General features: G+C 61.7%; 16 protein-coding genes. 5 read left to right on the forward strand and 11 right to left on the reverse strand.

Going from position 1 to position 16,209, the window contains the following annotated elements; genetic code table 11:
- Positions 1-22 precede the first annotated feature (22 nt).
- Positions 23-781 carry a hypothetical protein gene (locus tag M0808_RS13325; RefSeq protein WP_098965314.1) on the reverse strand — a complete coding sequence of 253 codons (759 nt, stop codon included), beginning with the start codon at positions 779-781 and terminating at the stop codon, positions 23-25.
- Between the two features lie 343 nt (positions 782-1,124).
- Between M0808_RS13325 and M0808_RS13330 the strand changes: the two genes are divergently transcribed.
- Together M0808_RS13330 and M0808_RS13335 are read left to right on the forward strand one after the other, a co-directional pair.
- A complete protein-coding gene (locus M0808_RS13330; protein ID WP_247841405.1) occupies positions 1,125-1,595 on the forward strand; it encodes a heme utilization protein in 471 nt (156 codons plus the stop codon).
- A gap of 259 nt (positions 1,596-1,854) precedes the next feature.
- Positions 1,855-2,484: a flavin reductase family protein gene (locus M0808_RS13335; RefSeq protein ID WP_103367401.1), complete on the forward strand. Its 630-nt coding sequence runs from the start codon at positions 1,855-1,857 to the stop codon at positions 2,482-2,484.
- Between the two features lie 6 nt (positions 2,485-2,490).
- On the opposite strand, the gene M0808_RS13340 is transcribed toward M0808_RS13335, so the two are convergent.
- Positions 2,491-2,733, reverse strand: coding sequence for a hypothetical protein (locus M0808_RS13340; protein ID WP_103486312.1), 243 nt, complete (start codon positions 2,731-2,733; stop codon positions 2,491-2,493).
- Positions 2,734-2,776: 43 nt separating this feature from the next.
- A complete protein-coding gene (locus tag M0808_RS13345; RefSeq protein WP_027612495.1) occupies positions 2,777-3,130 on the reverse strand; it encodes an antibiotic biosynthesis monooxygenase family protein in 354 nt (117 codons plus the stop codon).
- A 337-nt stretch (positions 3,131-3,467) separates the two neighbouring features.
- On the opposite strand from M0808_RS13345, the gene M0808_RS13350 reads away from it, so the two are divergent.
- On the forward strand, positions 3,468-4,397 hold the full coding sequence (locus M0808_RS13350; RefSeq protein ID WP_027612494.1) for an AraC family transcriptional regulator: 930 nt from the start codon (positions 3,468-3,470) through the stop codon (positions 4,395-4,397).
- Between the two features lie 125 nt (positions 4,398-4,522).
- On the opposite strand, the gene M0808_RS13355 is transcribed toward M0808_RS13350, so the two are convergent.
- The 6 genes from M0808_RS13355 to M0808_RS13380 form a co-directional block, all read right to left on the reverse strand.
- Complete coding sequence (locus M0808_RS13355; RefSeq protein WP_096795111.1) at positions 4,523-5,578, reverse strand: ABC transporter ATP-binding protein; 1,056 nt, start codon at positions 5,576-5,578, stop codon at positions 4,523-4,525.
- Positions 5,579-5,591: 13 nt separating this feature from the next.
- Complete coding sequence (locus M0808_RS13360; RefSeq protein ID WP_095668437.1) at positions 5,592-6,440, reverse strand: ABC transporter permease; 849 nt, start codon at positions 6,438-6,440, stop codon at positions 5,592-5,594.
- The gene (locus tag M0808_RS13365) at positions 6,437-7,345 is read right to left on the reverse strand and encodes an ABC transporter permease (RefSeq protein WP_025111659.1); all 909 of its coding nucleotides are present in this window, start codon (positions 7,343-7,345) and stop codon (positions 6,437-6,439) included. The genes M0808_RS13360 and M0808_RS13365 overlap by 4 nt, the downstream gene beginning before the upstream one ends.
- Before the next feature lie 243 nt (positions 7,346-7,588).
- Positions 7,589-8,692 (reverse strand): ABC transporter substrate-binding protein, encoded by a 1,104-nt coding sequence (locus M0808_RS13370; RefSeq protein ID WP_202368891.1) that lies wholly within the window; start codon positions 8,690-8,692, stop codon positions 7,589-7,591.
- A gap of 217 nt (positions 8,693-8,909) precedes the next feature.
- Complete coding sequence (locus tag M0808_RS13375; protein WP_247841407.1) at positions 8,910-10,361, reverse strand: aldehyde dehydrogenase family protein; 1,452 nt, start codon at positions 10,359-10,361, stop codon at positions 8,910-8,912.
- Positions 10,358-11,995, reverse strand: coding sequence for a 5-guanidino-2-oxopentanoate decarboxylase (locus tag M0808_RS13380; protein WP_247841409.1), 1,638 nt, complete (start codon positions 11,993-11,995; stop codon positions 10,358-10,360). Before M0808_RS13380 ends, M0808_RS13375 begins: the two co-directional genes overlap by 4 nt.
- A gap of 228 nt (positions 11,996-12,223) precedes the next feature.
- On the opposite strand from M0808_RS13380, the gene M0808_RS13385 reads away from it, so the two are divergent.
- Positions 12,224-13,105 (forward strand): LysR substrate-binding domain-containing protein, encoded by an 882-nt coding sequence (locus tag M0808_RS13385; protein WP_247841411.1) that lies wholly within the window; start codon positions 12,224-12,226, stop codon positions 13,103-13,105.
- Positions 13,106-13,301: 196 nt separating this feature from the next.
- Here M0808_RS13385 and M0808_RS13390 read toward each other — a convergent pair whose 3' ends face one another.
- On the reverse strand, positions 13,302-13,916 hold the full coding sequence (locus tag M0808_RS13390) for an NAD(P)-dependent oxidoreductase (protein ID WP_247841413.1): 615 nt from the start codon (positions 13,914-13,916) through the stop codon (positions 13,302-13,304).
- 220 nt (positions 13,917-14,136) lie between these two features.
- Positions 14,137-15,015, reverse strand: a complete 879-nt coding sequence (locus tag M0808_RS13395; RefSeq protein WP_247841415.1) for an MBL fold metallo-hydrolase — start codon at positions 15,013-15,015, stop codon at positions 14,137-14,139.
- A 114-nt stretch (positions 15,016-15,129) separates the two neighbouring features.
- On the opposite strand from M0808_RS13395, the gene M0808_RS13400 reads away from it, so the two are divergent.
- A complete protein-coding gene (locus M0808_RS13400; RefSeq protein ID WP_218274154.1) occupies positions 15,130-16,035 on the forward strand; it encodes a LysR family transcriptional regulator in 906 nt (301 codons plus the stop codon).
- Positions 16,036-16,209: the final 174 nt, after the last annotated feature.

Genomic DNA, 16,209 nt, shown 5'->3' on the forward strand with positions numbered 1-16,209 from the left:
TCGCGATTGGGGCGACTCGGTATCAGGACAATTCAGCAACTACCGTTGGCTTGCCATAACGCTTCTGCGCATACGACGCGCCGACAATCATCACCAGCAGAATCCCCGCCAACACCGCCGACGAGCCGATGGTGCCGAAGTCCAGGCCGCCCTTTTCATGGGACTTGGTCATCAGGTCACCCAAGGTCGCACCGAACGGCCGGGTCAGCACGAACGCCACCCAGAACAACAGCACCGACGAAATCTTCGTGAAGTATTTGAGCGCCACGACCACGGCAATGGTCGAGCCGATCAGCAGCGCGCCACCGGCAAAACCCAGGCCCGAATCATCGGCCAGGTAGTCACCGAGCGCCGTGCCCAGGGTGTTGGAAAACAGAATCGCCATCCAGTAGAACATCTCGCCACGGAAGGTCTGCACCTTGCTGACGTTCAACGAGTCGCCGCTCAGGCGCCAGGCCGTGAAGATCGCCAACAGAATCGCAATCAGGATCATCGATCCGGTGGCGTAGCCCAGTTCAAGGGTGCGATCCATGAAGTCGGACATGGTGGTGCCGGCGGTGCTGGTCGACAGAATCACGATCCAGTACAGCAGCGGCTTGTAGGTCTTGGCCATCAGTTGGCTGATCAGCGTCAGCACGAACACGCTGATCAGGATCAGCGAGCTGAGGGCGTACCCGACGTTGAGGGTCATCGACAGCAAGTCCCCCGCGGTTTCCCCCAGGGTCGTCGCGCAGATTTTCATGACCCAGAACGCCAGGGTGATTTGAGGCAGTTTGTTCATCGCAAGCAAAGCTCCAGTGTGGGACGGCCGGTTCTTGGTTTTCTGGCCGTGGGCAGACTGGCGTCGCACCGGTGAAAAACCGGTCGGCAACAGATGAAAAATCCGTCATATCGCGAAAAACAGCGATTAATCCCCCATTAATGCTGCCCCGGCATCCTGCCACTACCTGATCGATGACCCGCGCGGCGTTCGCTCCCGACAGTGGAAGCCCATTCAATGCGCCGCCCTTAATATCAAGTTAATCGATTGTTTTTAGCATTTATTTGCGCTTTTTTATCAATTTAGTTGGCGTAGCATTAAACCCATGCAAGACATACCCGCCAACGAATCTGGAGTCACTCACATGAAAACCAAACTGATCCTCGCTTTCGCCTTGTCCGTAATGGCCGCCAACACCTTTGCTGCCGACGGTTTTGATCGCACTGGCTCGGCCGTCGCTGCCGATGGTTACGACCGCACTGGCTCGGCCGTCGCTGCCGATGGTTACGACCGCACTGGCTCGGCTGTCGCTGCCGATGGTTATGATCGCACTGGCTCGGCCGTCGCTGCCGATGGTTATGACCGCACTGGCTCGGCCGTCGCTGCCGATGGTTACGACCGCACTGGCTCGGCCGTCGCTGCCGATGGTTACGACCGCACTGGCTCGGCCGTCGCTGCCGATGGTTACGACCGCACTGGCTCGGCAACTGTCGCCGAGGATGGCTACGACCGCACCGGTTCGGCGACCTTTGCTGAAGACGGCTACGACCGCACCGGTTCGGCTGCCTTCGCCGCTGACGGCTACGATCGCACCCAATCCGCTTCGATCAGCTGATTGCAGTTGTAAAGCGCACAGCCCGGCTTCGGCCGGGCTTAGTCATTTCTGGGACATGGCAAATATCCCCTGTGGGAGCGGGCTTGCTCGCGAAAGCGCCGGGTCAGTCAACCACTGTGGCAACTGAAAGATTGCATTCGCGAGCAACCCGCTGCCACAAAGGGGATTGCATCAACTGGAATATCTTTGTGTGACTGGAAAATGCTGTTTCAGACTTGCACTATTGCCTTCTACAAACACCCTCCAGGAACCTCCAGCCATGTCCGATGACATCCACTTCTACGAACCCGCCAACGGCCACGGTCTGCCCCACGATCCGTTCAACGCCATCGTCGGCCCGCGTCCCATCGGCTGGATTTCTTCGCAGGATGCCGACGGCCAGCTGAATCTTGCGCCTTACAGCTTCTTCAACGCGTTCAACTACATTCCGCCGATCATTGGTTTTTCCAGCGTCGGGCGTAAAGACAGCCTGAACAACATCGAGCAGACCGGCGAGTTCGCCTGGAACCTCGCCACCCGGCCACTGGCCGAGCAGATGAATCAGAGCTGCGCAATGGTCGCGCCTGAGGTCAACGAGTTTGAACTGGCGGGGCTGACGCCCGTGGCGTCGAAGGTGATTGCGGTGCCACGGGTAGCCGAAAGCCCGGTGTCCTTTGAGTGCAAGGTCACACAGATCATTCAGTTGCAGCGCGCCGATGGCGAAACGGTGCCGAGCTGGCTGGTGCTCGGCGAAGTGGTCGCCGTGCATATCGCCAAATGGCTGTTGAAGGACGGGATCTACGACACCGCCGCGGCAGAACCCATTCTGCGCGGCGGCGGGCCGGCGGATTATTTCCAGTTGGGGCCTGAAGCCCTGTTCAAGATGTGGCGCCCGGGTGCGGGCAAGTAAGCGCAGTTACCAGATCAACTCGGCGTCATCGGTGACACCCTTGAGGCGGTCCAGCTCCTGGGTCGCCGCGTCATCGGCAGCGATGGCGCCGGGAAACACCTGATCACCCAGCAGTTTGTGGAAGCGTGGCGCACCGCCATCGACCAGGGCCTTGACCGCGATTGCCGCGTGGTAACCCTTGTTGCCGCCCAACTCGACGGGGACGACTGCGGAGACTGCTTCGAAGTGTTCAAACTCTTTACGTGCCATGGCACACATCCTGGCTCAGATGAATAAGCCGGACATTAAACCCTCAACCGGCGAGTTTGTGTATCGGTGCCGGGCATTGTCCGAGCGCCTGCGCCGCCGACACCTCTTTGAAGGTGTGGAAATCCAGGCTGTTGACCACCAGATCCTGAACCAATTCGGCAAAGATCTGCATCGACGGGCTGTTGAAATACGCGGTCATTGCCTGTTGATGGCTCCAGAAACCGGAAACCAGCCACAGCTCCGGATCGCATTGCGAATGCTGCAGGGCGAAGTTCAGGCAACCGGGGGCGTTGCGTGACGGTTCGATCAAGGCACTGAGGCGTACACCCAGTTCGGCGGAGCGTCCGGCGCGCGCTCGAACGAAGGCCATATGACTGACGGGAATCTGCTTGGACATGTTCAACCCTCCCAGGGAGTCGCGTGGCAGCCGGGGGACGGGCTGCGACAGGATCAAAGGTTAAGGGCCGGGCGCAAGGTGCCGTTAGTCGATTCCTGCCGCTGCGTTGCACAATCCTGCGAGACTGCACAAATGTCCGGCAACCACCGGTAAAACCCTGTCACACCGCTGTCATACGAGTTTCAAGCAAGTTTGCCGCCGCGCTCCCTGCTATGGCTGGGCCCGCCGGCAAGCCCATGCAGAATCAGGCAAGCATTTGACAGGATGTGTCTACCGCTGACGCTTGCACAAACATATGCTCTGCCCCATTCCAGATTCCTTGCCGAGGATGCCGTGCATGACGTCATTCGATCGTTTCCAGTCTCCGCCCGATGCCGACATGGAAAAACAGCGTGCAGAACTCGCGGCGATCATCCGCCGCAACACCACCGACGACGGCAGTTATCAGACCGCCATCGGCTCGCTGTTCATGTCGCGCCATACCCAGTCCCATGACTTCGCCCCGGTACTTGCGCAACCGGCGCTGTGCATCATGGCTCAGGGCCGCAAAGAGGTGCGCCTGGCCGATGAGTTCTTCAATTACGACCCGCTGAATTATCTGGTGGTCTCGGTCTCGATGCCGCTCAGCGGACGGGTGGTGAATGTCTCGCCGGAGGATCCGATTCTCGCCGTGCGCCTGGACATCGACCCCGCGGAAATCACTGCACTGATCGCCGACGCTGGGCCGATGGGCGTGCCGACCCGACCGACCGGGCGCGGCCTGTATGTGGAAAAGATCGACAGCGCGATGCTCGACGCGGTGTTGCGTCTGGCGCGACTGCTGGATGCGCCGAAAGACATCGCCATGCTCGCGCCACTGATTCGCCGGGAGATTCTCTATCGCCTGCTGCGCAGTCCGCAGGGCCATCGCTTGTATGAAATCGCGATTGCCAACAGCCAGAGCCACCGCATCAGCCAGGCCATCAAATGGCTCAACGGCAACTTCGAACAGCCGCTGCGCATCGATGATCTGGCGAAAGAAGTCAACCTCAGCGTTTCAACCCTGCATCACCGCTTCAAGGCGATGACCGCGATGAGTCCGTTGCAGTACCAGAAGCAATTGCGCCTGCAGGAAGCGCGGCGCCTGATGCTGGCCGAAGGGCTGGAAGCGTCGGCGGCGGGCTATCGCGTGGGCTATGAAAGCCCGTCGCAGTTCAGCCGCGAGTACAGCCGCTTGTTTGGTGCGCCGCCGTTAAGGGATCTGGCGCGGTTGCGGCAGTCGGTCTGATCCGGCATCTGCGGTGGGGCTTATGGCCCTATCGCGAGCAGGCTCACTCCTACAGTTGGAATGCGTTCCCCTGTAGGAGTGAGCCTGCTCGCGATGGCATCGGCAAGATCACCATCAAATCCTGATCAAGCCCCCAACACCCGACACGCCTCGCTCGGCAACGTCACCGACACCGGATGCCCGATCCCCAAACCGATCCCCTGACACGGCGTACTCAACGCGGTGAACGTCACCCCGGAACACTCCACCGTGGTCTCGATGGTCGCGCCGATATCGCGCACGAACGTCACCTTGCCGAGCAAGCGATTGCCCGCCGTGGCTTGTGGCGCGGACAGTTGCAGGTCCTCCGGACGAATCAGCATCTTCACCTTCTGCCCCGCTTCGATGCTGCTGCAGATCGGCACTTGCAGCGCATCACCGCCCGGCAAACTGACCTTGCCGTCACCCAGCGCCGTGGCCGGAAAAATGTTGCCCGAACCGATGAAGTCGGCGACGAATTCGTTGGCCGGGTGCCGGTAGATTTCGATCGGCGTGCCCACCTGCTGTACCTTGTGCTCGCCCAGCACCACGACGATGTCGGCCATGGTCATGGCTTCGCGCTGGTCGTGGGTGACCATGATCGTGGTGATGTTCAAGCGCTGTTGCAGCTGACGTATTTCCACCTGCATCGACTCGCGCAGCTTGGCGTCCAGCGCCGACAACGGTTCGTCGAGCAGGAGGATTTTCGGCCGCGAGGCGATGGCCCGGGCAATCGCCACCCGCTGCCGTTGCCCGCCGGAGAGTTTCGCCACCGGTCGGTCGATCATCGCCTGCAACTGGATCAACTCCAGCAATTCCACCACCCGCGCCTGCTGCTCGGCCTTGCTCACGCCGCGCAGTTTCAGCGGGTAGGCGATGTTTTCGCCGACGGTCATGTGCGGGAACAGCGCCAGCGACTGGAACACCATGCCGAAGTTGCGCAGGTGCGCCGGGGTGTGGCCGATGTTCTCGCCATCCAGGCGAATCTCGCCGCCGGTCAGGGTTTCCAGCCCGGCGATCATCCGCAGCAAGGTGGTTTTGCCGCAGCCCGAGGGGCCGAGAAAACACACCAGTTGGCCTTCCGGCAAATGCAGATTGACGTCCTGTACCGCGCAAGCCGAGCCGTAGAATTTCTCGACGTTTTCCAGAATCAGACCAGTCATGTTGCACCTCAAATCAAAAGGAAACGCCGCCCTCGCCCACCAGTTTCTCCAGCGCCCAGATCAGGACGAAGTCGATCAGCACGATCAGCACGGCAAACGAGAACACGGTAGGGTCGAGCGATGACACGGTGCGGCTGTACATCCAGATCGGCACGGTCATGACGTCGATGGTGTAGAGGAAATAGGTCACGGTGAATTCGTTGAACGAGACGATGAACGCCAGCAGCATCCCCGCCAGAATCCCCGACTTCATCAACGGCACCACCACGTCGACAATCGCCCGCAGCGGTGAAGCGCCGAGCATCCGCGCGGCTTCCTCGACTTCACTGCCGATGGAGAGCATGGCGGCGGTGCAGTTTTTCACCACGAACGGCAGCGCCAGAATCACGTGGGCAATCACCAGCCGCGAGGTGGTCAGGTGAAACGGCAGGCTGTCGAACACCAGCAGCAACGCCAGTCCCAACACCACCATCGGAAACACCAGCGGCAACGACATCAGTTGCAGCGCCACGGCTTTGCCACGGAACTCGCAACGGGTCAGCGCATAGGCGGCAGGCACCGCGATCAGCGTGGCGAAAACCATGGTCAGGCACGACACCAGCAGGCTGGTAGCCATGGCCTGACCGAGACTCAGCACGTCGCTGGCGTCTGGCGAGACGAAGGTGTGCCAGGCCGCCTTGTACCATTGCAGGCTGTAGCTGCTCGGCGGGAAGTCGAGGTTCGACGCACCGCTGAACGACATGACGATCATGGTCAGGATCGGCAACACCGCCAGCAGCAGAATGAACCCGGAGAGGATCCCGGCGAACTTGCCGGTGTCGCCAGGCAGCAGCGCCATGCGCTTGTTGATCAGGGTACTCATTGCGAAGCCTCCAGCAGACGCCGACGACGGCCGGTGATGTATTCAGACAGGGTCATGATCGCCAGCGTGGTGACGATCAGCACCACCCCGGCCGCCGACGCGGCGGGCCAGTTCATCAGCGGCGCGATCTGGTCATGCACCATCACCGCGAGCATCGGCACACGGCGGCCACCGAGCAGCAACGGCACGACAAAACTGCTGGCGTTGTAGGCGAACACCAGCGTCGCCCCGGTGATGATCCCCGGCAGACTCATCGGCAACACCACCTGACGGAACACCTGAAAACGACTGGCGCCCAACGTCGCGGCGGCTTCTTCGTAGGTACGCGCAACACCGCGCATGGCGCTGGCAATCGGCAGCACGGCCAATGGGAACGCGGTCTGCACCAGGCCCATCAGCACGCCGTTCTGGTTGTACAGCAGCATGATCGGACGCTTGATCAGGCCCAGGCCCATCAGCGTCTGGTTGAGCATCCCGCCCGGGCCAAGAATCACCAGCCAGCCGTAGCTTTGCAGCAGCAGGTTGACCAGCAGCGGCAACAGCACCGCCGCGAGAAAAATCCGCCGCACGAACGGCGAGGTCAGCCGTGACATGGTGTACGCCACCGGGATCGCCAGCAGCACCGCGATCACTGCACTGATCAGCGCCAGACGCAGGGTCAGCAGCAGGGATTTGAGGTAATAGGGTTCGAGCAATTGCGCGTAGCTGGCGAGGCTGAACCCGCTCCATTCCGCGCCTTTAGTGCCGACGCTCATGCGCAGCACCAGCAGGCTGGCCGCGATCAGCACACCGAGAAACAGCATCGACGGCGTGAGGAAAAACCACGCCCGGGCGGTCGGCGAAATACCGCGCGCCGGGCGCACGTCAGCGGCGCCAACCGGTTGGGTCAGGGATTGATGTTCCATAGCAATGATCTCGTCAATGGAAAGCTAATCTCGCAAACACCTCAATCTCCTGTGGGAGTGATTTTTTGTGGTGAGGGGATTTATCCCCGACCGGCTGCGAAGCAGTCGCAAAACCATCGTGCGCGGTACATTTGATGCACCGTATTTGCTGATCTTGAGGCAGCTACGCTGCCCATCGGGGATAAATCCCCTCACCACAGGACTCGCTCCCACAGGGGGCCCGTGGTGTTCGGGAGGCCGGCGTCAGGAAGAAAAAATTTCCGTATAGCGACGAATCCATTGGTCATGCACGGTGGCCAGGAAGGCGTTGTCGTGCATGATCGCCTTCTCGGCAATCTGCTCCGGAGTGAGGATGTACGGACTCTTGCGCGCTTCGGCGGAGATGATTGCCTTGGCGTTGACCGGGCCGTTGAAGATGTCTTCGGCCATCTTGCCCTGCACCAGCGGGTCGAGAGAGTGGTCGATGAAGGCATAGGCCAGATCGGTGTCGCCCGGACGGTTCTTCGGCATCACCGAGAGCATCAGGTCAGTGTAGAAACCTTCCTTCATGCCGAACGTGGCACCGAGACCGTAGTTCGGATCGCGGATCTGCTTGGGGAAGAATGCCGGGGCGTACAGCCCACCCATGTCCAACGACCCGGTGCGGAACAGTTCGGCGATCTGGTTCGGGTTCTCGCCGAGGGTGACCACGCGATCCTTCAGCTCGGCGAGTTTCTTGAAGCCCGGCTCGATGTTGTGTTCGTCACCGCCGGCCAGTTTCGCGGCGATGATGATCAGGTCCATGGCCTCGGTCCAGTTCGGCGGCGGCAGGAAAATGTTCGGCGCCAGCTCGGCGTCCCACAACGCGGCGTAGCTGTCCGGTGCCTGTTTGAGGGTGCGGGTGCTGTAGACCAGACTGTTGCACCACAGCAGGTAACCGATGCCGTGCCCGTTGGCGCCGGTGCGGTATTTTTCCGGTACGTCGATCAGGTTGGGAATGCGGTTGAGGTCGGGCTTTTCCAGCAGTCCGGCGGCGGCCAGACCTTCGGCGCCGACCCCTGCCAGGGTGATGATGTCGTACTGCGGACGGTCACCGCCGGCCTTGAGCTTGGCGACCATTTCCGAGGTGCTGCCGGTGCGGTCGGCGATGACCTTGGCGCCGGTCTTGGCCTCGAAGGTGGCGGCAATGTTGCGCAGTGCGGCGAGGCCGGTGTCATCCGACCAGGTCAGCAAACGCAGAGTCTTGCCGGCGAACCGAGTGTCGCTGGCGCTGGCCCGGATGAAGGGCATGCTCAGGGCCGCCGCCGCTACCGAGGCGACGCCCACGGTTTTAATGAATTGACGCCTGTTCAGATCGTGCTCGCCCATGACGGACTCCCTTTGTTCTTTTAAGTATGAGGTTGGTCGCAACCGTTGCATCCGCGCGGCCGGATCCGCTGCAGGCCTTGTATTAAAAGGCCTGCAGCGCTGCCGACGGGTTCATCCTGAGGTCGTGCAATACACCTGACTATCGATAAAAACTCATCGAAGCCATGACTCCGACGCATGCCTCGTTGCGAGGCATGCACTCACCGTTTTCGGGCGTTCAGAGCGCCCGGATCACGTGTTTGATTTCCTGAAACGCAGCCAGGCCCCACGGCCCCAATTCACGACCGATGCTGCTCTGCTTGTAACCGCCCCACGCCGTCTGCGGGAAGATCACTTGCGGCGCGTTGAGCCATACAAGCCCCGCCTGCAGGGCGTTGGCGACGCGGTCGGCGGTCTCGGCGTTACGCGTCACCACACTGGCGACCAGCCCGAACTGGCTGTCGTTGGCCAGGGCAATCGCCTCGGCTTCGCTGCTGAAACTGCGCACGCAGAGCACCGGGCCGAAAATCTCTTCACACCACAACGCACTGTCGAGGGGCACGTCGGTGAACACTGTCGGCTGCAAAAAATAGCCGCGCGGCAGATGCGCCGGACGATTACCGCCGCACACCAGCTTCGCCCCGGCACTCAAACCGCGGTCGATGTGGCCGAGCACGCGCTGGTATTGCGCCTGATTGACCAGCGCGCCCATCTCCACGTCCGGGTCGAACGGATCGGCCACGCGAATCGCTTGTGCGCGCTTTTGCAGACGCTCAAGAAACTCATCTGCCAGCTCATCGGCGACCAGCACCCGGCTGGTGGCCGAGCACATCTGCCCGGCGTTGAAGAAACCGCCGCCGCAGGCCAGTTCCACCGCCAGTTCCAAATCGGCATCTTCAAGCACCAGCAGCGAAGATTTGCCACCCAGTTCCAGGCTCACGCCCTTCACCGTTTCGGCGGCGCGCTGCATCACCTGCACGCCGACGGCATTGCTGCCGGTGAAGGAAATCTTGGCGATGCGCGGGTCCGCCGACAGCGGTGCACCGACCGCCAGACCGGTGCCGCAAACCAGGTTGAACACACCGTCGGGCAAGCCGGACTCGGCAATGATCGCCGCCAGTTCCAGCTCCGGCAGCGGCGTGACTTCCGACGGTTTGAGCACCACGCAGCAACCGGCGGCCAAGGCAGGCGCAAGTTTCCACGCGGTGGTGACCATCGGGAAATTCCACGGCACGATCAGCCCGACCACACCGCACGGTTCACGACGCAGACGCGCGCTGAAGTCATCGCTGGGCAGCGCCACGTTGCTGTCGAGTTGTGCGTCGAGGCCTTCGGCCAATTCGGCGTAATACTCGAACGTGGCGATCACATCATCGACATCGATCGCCGCTTCGAATTGCGGTTTGCCGTTGTTGCTCGACTGCAGCTTCATCAGATGATCGCGGCCGTTGCGCACGCCATTGGCGATGTTGCGCAGGATCGCACCGCGCTCGGCACCGCTGGTTTTCGACCAGCGCTTGAACGCTTCAGTGGCCGCGCTGACGGCCAGATCAACCGCGCGTTCATCGCCGCCATTGACCGTGGTCAGCAGCGCTTCGGTGGCCGGGTTGATCACCCGCAAATGCTCGCGACCGGCCGACCATTGGCCATTGATGTACAGGCCATCGAGTGTGGTTGGGAAATTGATCATAGGGCCACCGCCTGCATCCATTGGTTCTGGTCGATTTCGATCAGGGTCGGGCCCTGACGATCAGTGGCGGCACGCAGCGCGCCGCGCAGCTGTTCAACCGAACTGATCGCTTCGGCGGCGCAGCCCAGGGCCTTGGCCACGCCGATGAAATCCGGGGTGTAGATATCGACGCCGACCGGTTCGATGGCGCGGTTGACCATGTATTTTTTGATCTCTTCGTAGCCCTGGTTATTCCACAGCAGGATGATCACCGGCGTGCGCGCTTCGACCGCGCTGGCCAGTTCCGGCAGGGTGAACTGCAAGCCGCCGTCGCCGATCAGGCACACCACTGGCGGACGAGCGCCACCCTCAATGCCGCCACCGAGCCACGCGCCAATCGCCGCCGGCAGGGCGTAACCGAGGGTGCCGTAACCGGTGGACGAGTTGAACCAGCGTCGTGGTCGTTCCGGGTTGAACGTGAGGTTGCCGGTGTACACCGGTTGTGTGGAATCGCCGACGAATACTGCGTCCGGCAACTCGTGCAGTACGGTTTCCAGAAAACGGGTCTGGGCCAGGGTTGGCACGTCCCAGGTCGCGGCCAGCTCATCGCGCAGACGTGCTGCCCGCACCTGACCCCAATCATTGCGCCGCTCGGCCAGCGCCTGCTGCGACAGTGCGCCGAGCAGCGCTTGTGCGGCGTTGCGCGAGTCGGCGACCAAGGCCACGTGCGGCGGATAGTTGCGCACGGTCTGATCGGCGTCGATGTCGATGCGCAGCAACTTGCCGGGGATTTCAAAGCCGCCGGCGAAGGTCACGTCGTAATCGGTTTCGGCCAGTTCAGTGCCGATCGCCAGCACCACGTCGGCATCGGCGACCAGTGCGCGGGTCGCGACCAGGCTTTGCGTTGAGCCGATCAGCAGCGGATGGCTGGACGGCAACATGCCTTTGGCGTTGATGGTCAGCGCCACCGGGGCGTCGAGCAGCTCGGCCAGCTCAGTCAGTTCGGCGGCGGCATCGATGGCACCGCCACCGGCGAGAATCAGCGGACGCCGAGCGCCGGCCAGCAACTCAGTCATGCGCCGTACTGCAGCCGGTGCAGCCCCGGCGCGGTCGATGTGCACCGGAACGCTGGCGAGCAGCTCATCAGCCTCTTCTACCAAAACATCCAGAGGAATCTCGATGTGCACCGGACGCGGACGCCCGGCCTGAAACAGCGCGAAAGCACGGGCCAGCACGCCCGGCAATTCCGCAGCGGACATCAGGGTGTGGGAGAACGCCGCGACGCCACCGACCAGCGCGCTCTGGTTCGGCAGCTCATGCAGCTTGCCACGACCGCCGCCCAACTGGCTGCGGGTTTGCACGCTGGAGATCACCAGCATCGGGATCGAGTCGGCGTAGGCCTGGCCCATCGCGGTGGTGATGTTGGTCATGCCCGGGCCGGTAATGATGAAACACACACCCGGTTTGCCGCTGGTGCGCGCATAGCCGTCAGCCATGAATCCGGCGCCCTGCTCGTGCCGTGGAGTGACGTGGTTGATGCTCGAACGGGCCAGCCCGCGATACAGTTCCACGGTGTGCACCCCGGGAATACCGAACACCTGCTCGACCCCATAATTCTCGAGTAACTTGACCAGTACTTCGCCACACGTCGCCATGTCGATTGCCCTTCTCGTTGTTCAATACGCCGTGCCAGTGTGGGAGCGAGCTTGCTCGCGAAAGCGGTGTATCAGCCACATTGATGCTGAATGGAAAACCGTATTCGCGAGCAAGCTCGCTCCCACATCGATCCGGGTGGAATGAGCTCATTGAACGGGCGGCAGGTAGCGGCAACAATCGATTAAAAGTCATACTAGCCATGTCCTCACGTCATACCTTGGATCCACATGAAACGACTGCCTCCCCTGCCCGCCCTGCACACGTTTCTGATTACTGCGCAGTGCTGCAACTTCACCCGGGCGGCCGAGCAGTTGCACATCACTCAGGGCGCGGTGAGCCGGCAGATTGCCGGGCTGGAGGATCATCTGGGGTATGAGTTGTTCATCCGTCTGGCGCGAGGCCTGGAGCTGACCGCCGAAGGACGTGAATGGCTGCCCCGGGTGGAGAAGATCTTCGGCTTGATCAGCGAGGCCACCGAGCAGATCGGTCGCAAGCGGCAAACCCTGCAACTCAAGGCGCCCAGCTGCGTGATGCGCTGGCTGGTGCCGCGCCTGCTGCAATGGCAAAAGGAACGCCCGGACGTGCCGGTCAAACTGACCACCACGCTGGCCCATGGCGTCGACTTTCAGCGCGAGCAATTCGATGCGGCGGTGATCTACGGCACGCCGCCGGACAACTCCTCGACCGCGCTGCATCTGTTCGATGAGCAACTGACACCGGTCTGCTCGCCAGCATTATTGAAAGGCCCACCGGCGCTGAGCGAACCGGCCGATCTGCAACAGCATCTGCTGCTGCATCCGACCCGCGACACCCAGGACTGGACGGTGTGGCTGACCGCCGCCGAATTGCAGTTGAGCAACGTCAACATGGGGCAACATTTCGAGACGCTGGATCAGGCGATGTCGATGGCGTCGCATGGGACGGGGGTGGCGATTGGCGACTGGTCGCTGATCGGCGATGACCTGCGCGCCGGACGGCTGGTGATGCCGTTTGATCTGAAGGTGAAGACGGGGCTGGGCTACTACGTGGTGATGCCACAAGGCGGCGAGGCGTCGCCGCAATTGGAGGAATTGATGATCTGGCTGGTGGAACAGGCGCATTTGCGCTGAGGCTTTTCCCCTCACCCTAACCCTCTCCCGGAGGGAGAGGGGACTGATTGGGGATTGCTGAAGAAATCTACCGACCAGAAAGGACGGCACCGGATCCATAATCGACTCGATCACTCAGGTCGACGTATACCGCAAGCCCCCGCGGTCAGCTCCCTCTCCCTCCGGGAGAGGGCTGGGGTGAGGGGCGAGGATTCACTCAATACCCGACCGTAAACCGCTGACGCGAATGCTTCGGCGTCTCCACTTCGTCAATCAGCGCAATCGCGTAATCGGCGAAGGTGATCCAGCTGCGACCTTCAGCACTGAACAGCAAATGATCCTTGCCAACGCGGAAGGTACCGGTGCGCTCACCTTCGACGAACTCTGCCGATGGCGAGAGGAAAGTCCAGTCCAGATCCTTCTCCTGACGCAAGGCATCAAGAAACGCCGCGCCAGCACTGGCCTCGGTTTTGTACTCAGCGGGGAAACCGACGCTGTCGATCACTCGGGTGTCGTCCGGCAGCAACAGCGAACCGGCACCGCCAACCACCAGCAGACGCTTCACACCCGCCTGCTTCACCGGGCCGACCAGAGCACTGGCCGGTACCGTGGCGAAGTGCGCGGCGCTGATCACCACGTCGTGACCGGCGACTGCGGCTTGCAGCGCCGCCGAATCCAGCACATCGACATTCTTGCTGACCACACCGGCACGCGAGCCGATCTTCGAGGTGTCGCGGGCGATGGCAGTGACGCTATGCCCGCGACGCAGGGCTTCTTCCAGCAGTTGGCTACCGGCACGGCCGGTGGCACCAATGATTGCGATCTTGCTCATGACATTCTCCAGTTGGCTTGAGAGTTTCAACGACGGCATAAATCTAATCTTGAAGCGGTATTCCCTGTGGCGAGGGAGCTTGCTCCCGCTGGAGGGCGAAGCACTCCCCGCCTGTTTCAGATACAACGCATTGGCAGGTTTTACGCCTGCTGCGCAGGCGGGCGGGAGCAAGCTCCCTCGCCACAAAAGTCCTCTCGACCTCTGTTTCAGATCAATCGGGTTACCACTTCATCTCGCCCTTGGCGACTTTGGCGCTCAGCTCCAGCGAACTTTCTTCGCCGAGTGTCGGGTAGCGCTTCTGCATGGCCTTGATCAGTGCGGCGGAATCCTTGGCCTTGGCGGTTTCTTCATCGAAAGCCTTAATGTAGTCGGCGGTGAATTTCACGCTGGCCAGCGAGCGGCTGCTCTCGCCCAGGTAGTGACCCGGCACCACGGTTTTCGGCTTCAGGGTTTCGATCGAGTGCAGGGTTTGCAGCCAGTCGGCGTGGGATTGCGCGGTCTGGGTATCAGCCATCCACACATGAATGTTCTCGGCGACCACGACGCCACCGACCACAGCCTTGAGCGACGGAATCCACACGAAGCTGCGATCCGGTTGTTTGCCTTCAAGACCGACCACCTGCAACTTCTGCCCTTCGAGCATCAGGCTGTCGCCCCTGAGCACGCCCGGCACGATGGTTTTGGCCGGTACGTCGGCGCCCATTTTCGGGCCCCAGAAGGCGAGTTTGCCGGCGACGGTTTTGTTGATGTGATCCACGGTCGGCTGCGAGGCCAGCACTTCGGCGTCGGGGAAAGCCTGGGTCAGGGTGTCGAGGCCGAAGTAGTAATCCGGGTCACCGTGGCTGATGTAAATGGTGGTCAGGTGCTTGCCGCTGGCGCGGATCTTCTCCACCACCTGCTCGGCCTGGGCCTTGCCGAATTGTGCATCGACCAGAATCGCGTCTTTCTCGCCGCTGACCAGCACCGAAGTCACCGGGAAGATCGCATTGGTGCCCGGGTTGTAGACATCCAGGGTCAGATTGGCGGCAGCGGCGTGGGCCGCGAAACCGAGGGTGGCGGTGGCCAGTAAAACGCGCTTGAGGGTAGTGAAGCCGATCATCTGTTGCTCCGTGGTCCGAATGCCGTGTTTGGCGATGGGACAGAGCTTAGTTGCCTGACTCGGTACAAAAAATGCGATGCTTGGACATAGTTTGTTTCTGAAAGCGGGCAAATCATGGATCGTCTTCAAGCAATGCGCGTGTTTGTCACGGTGGTCGATCTGGGCAGCCAGTCGGCGGCAGCCGATCATCTGGACCTGTCACGGCCAGTGGTGTCGCGCTATCTGGCGGAGCTGGAAGACTGGGTCGGCGCGCGCCTGATGCACCGCACCACGCGCAAGTTGAGCCTGACTGCCGCCGGCAGCGAAATCCTGCCGCGCTGTCGGCAGATGCTCGAACTCTCGACCGACATGCAGGCCGCCGTCAGCGAACCCGACGAGGCACCGCGCGGACTGCTGCGCATCAGTGTCAGTACGTCGTTCGGTCAGGCGCAACTGGCCGATGCGATGGCGGCGTACGTCAAACGTTACCCCGGGGTCAGCATCGATCTGCAGATGCTCGACCGCACGGTGAATCTGGTGGATGAACGCATCGATCTGGCGATCCGCACCAGCAATGACCTCGATCCGAACCTGATCGCCCGGCGCCTGACCGTGTGCCGCTCGGTGGTCTGCGCCGCACCGGCTTATTTGCGCGACAACCCGCCACCGCAACGGGTCGAGGACCTGAGCCGACACAACTGCCTCACCCACTCCTACTTCGGCAAGAGCCTGTGGCATTTCGAGGAGGACGGCGAGCCCGTGTCGGTTCCGGTGCAGGGCAACATCAGCGCCAACGAGGCCAGCACGTTGTTGCGCGCGACGCTGGCCGGCGCGGGGGTGGCGATGCTGCCGACCTATCAGGCCGGGGTGCATGTGCATGCCGGGGAACTGGTGCGCCTGCTGCCGGATGCCGAGCCACGGCAGATGAACATCTACGCGGTGTACGCCTCACGCAAGCACATGCCGGCGGCGTTGCGCAGCATGCTGGATTTTCTCGTCGAACGATTCCCGGAAAATCCCGAATGGGATATGGGCCTGTAAATCCGATGCCCCTGTGGGAGCGGGCTTGCTCGCGAAGGCGGTGTATCAGTCTGGATTCTCATCGACTGACACCACGCCTTCGCGAGCAAGCCCGCTCCCACAGGGGGATGTCACATAGGCCGAATCCGTGGCTGGCAACTCTATGCCGCTGACCTATGCTGAAAGTAATACCGC

It is taken from the genome of Pseudomonas sp. MWU12-3103b (assembly GCF_023100615.1).
Taxonomy (GTDB): domain Bacteria; phylum Pseudomonadota; class Gammaproteobacteria; order Pseudomonadales; family Pseudomonadaceae; genus Aquipseudomonas; species Aquipseudomonas putida_A.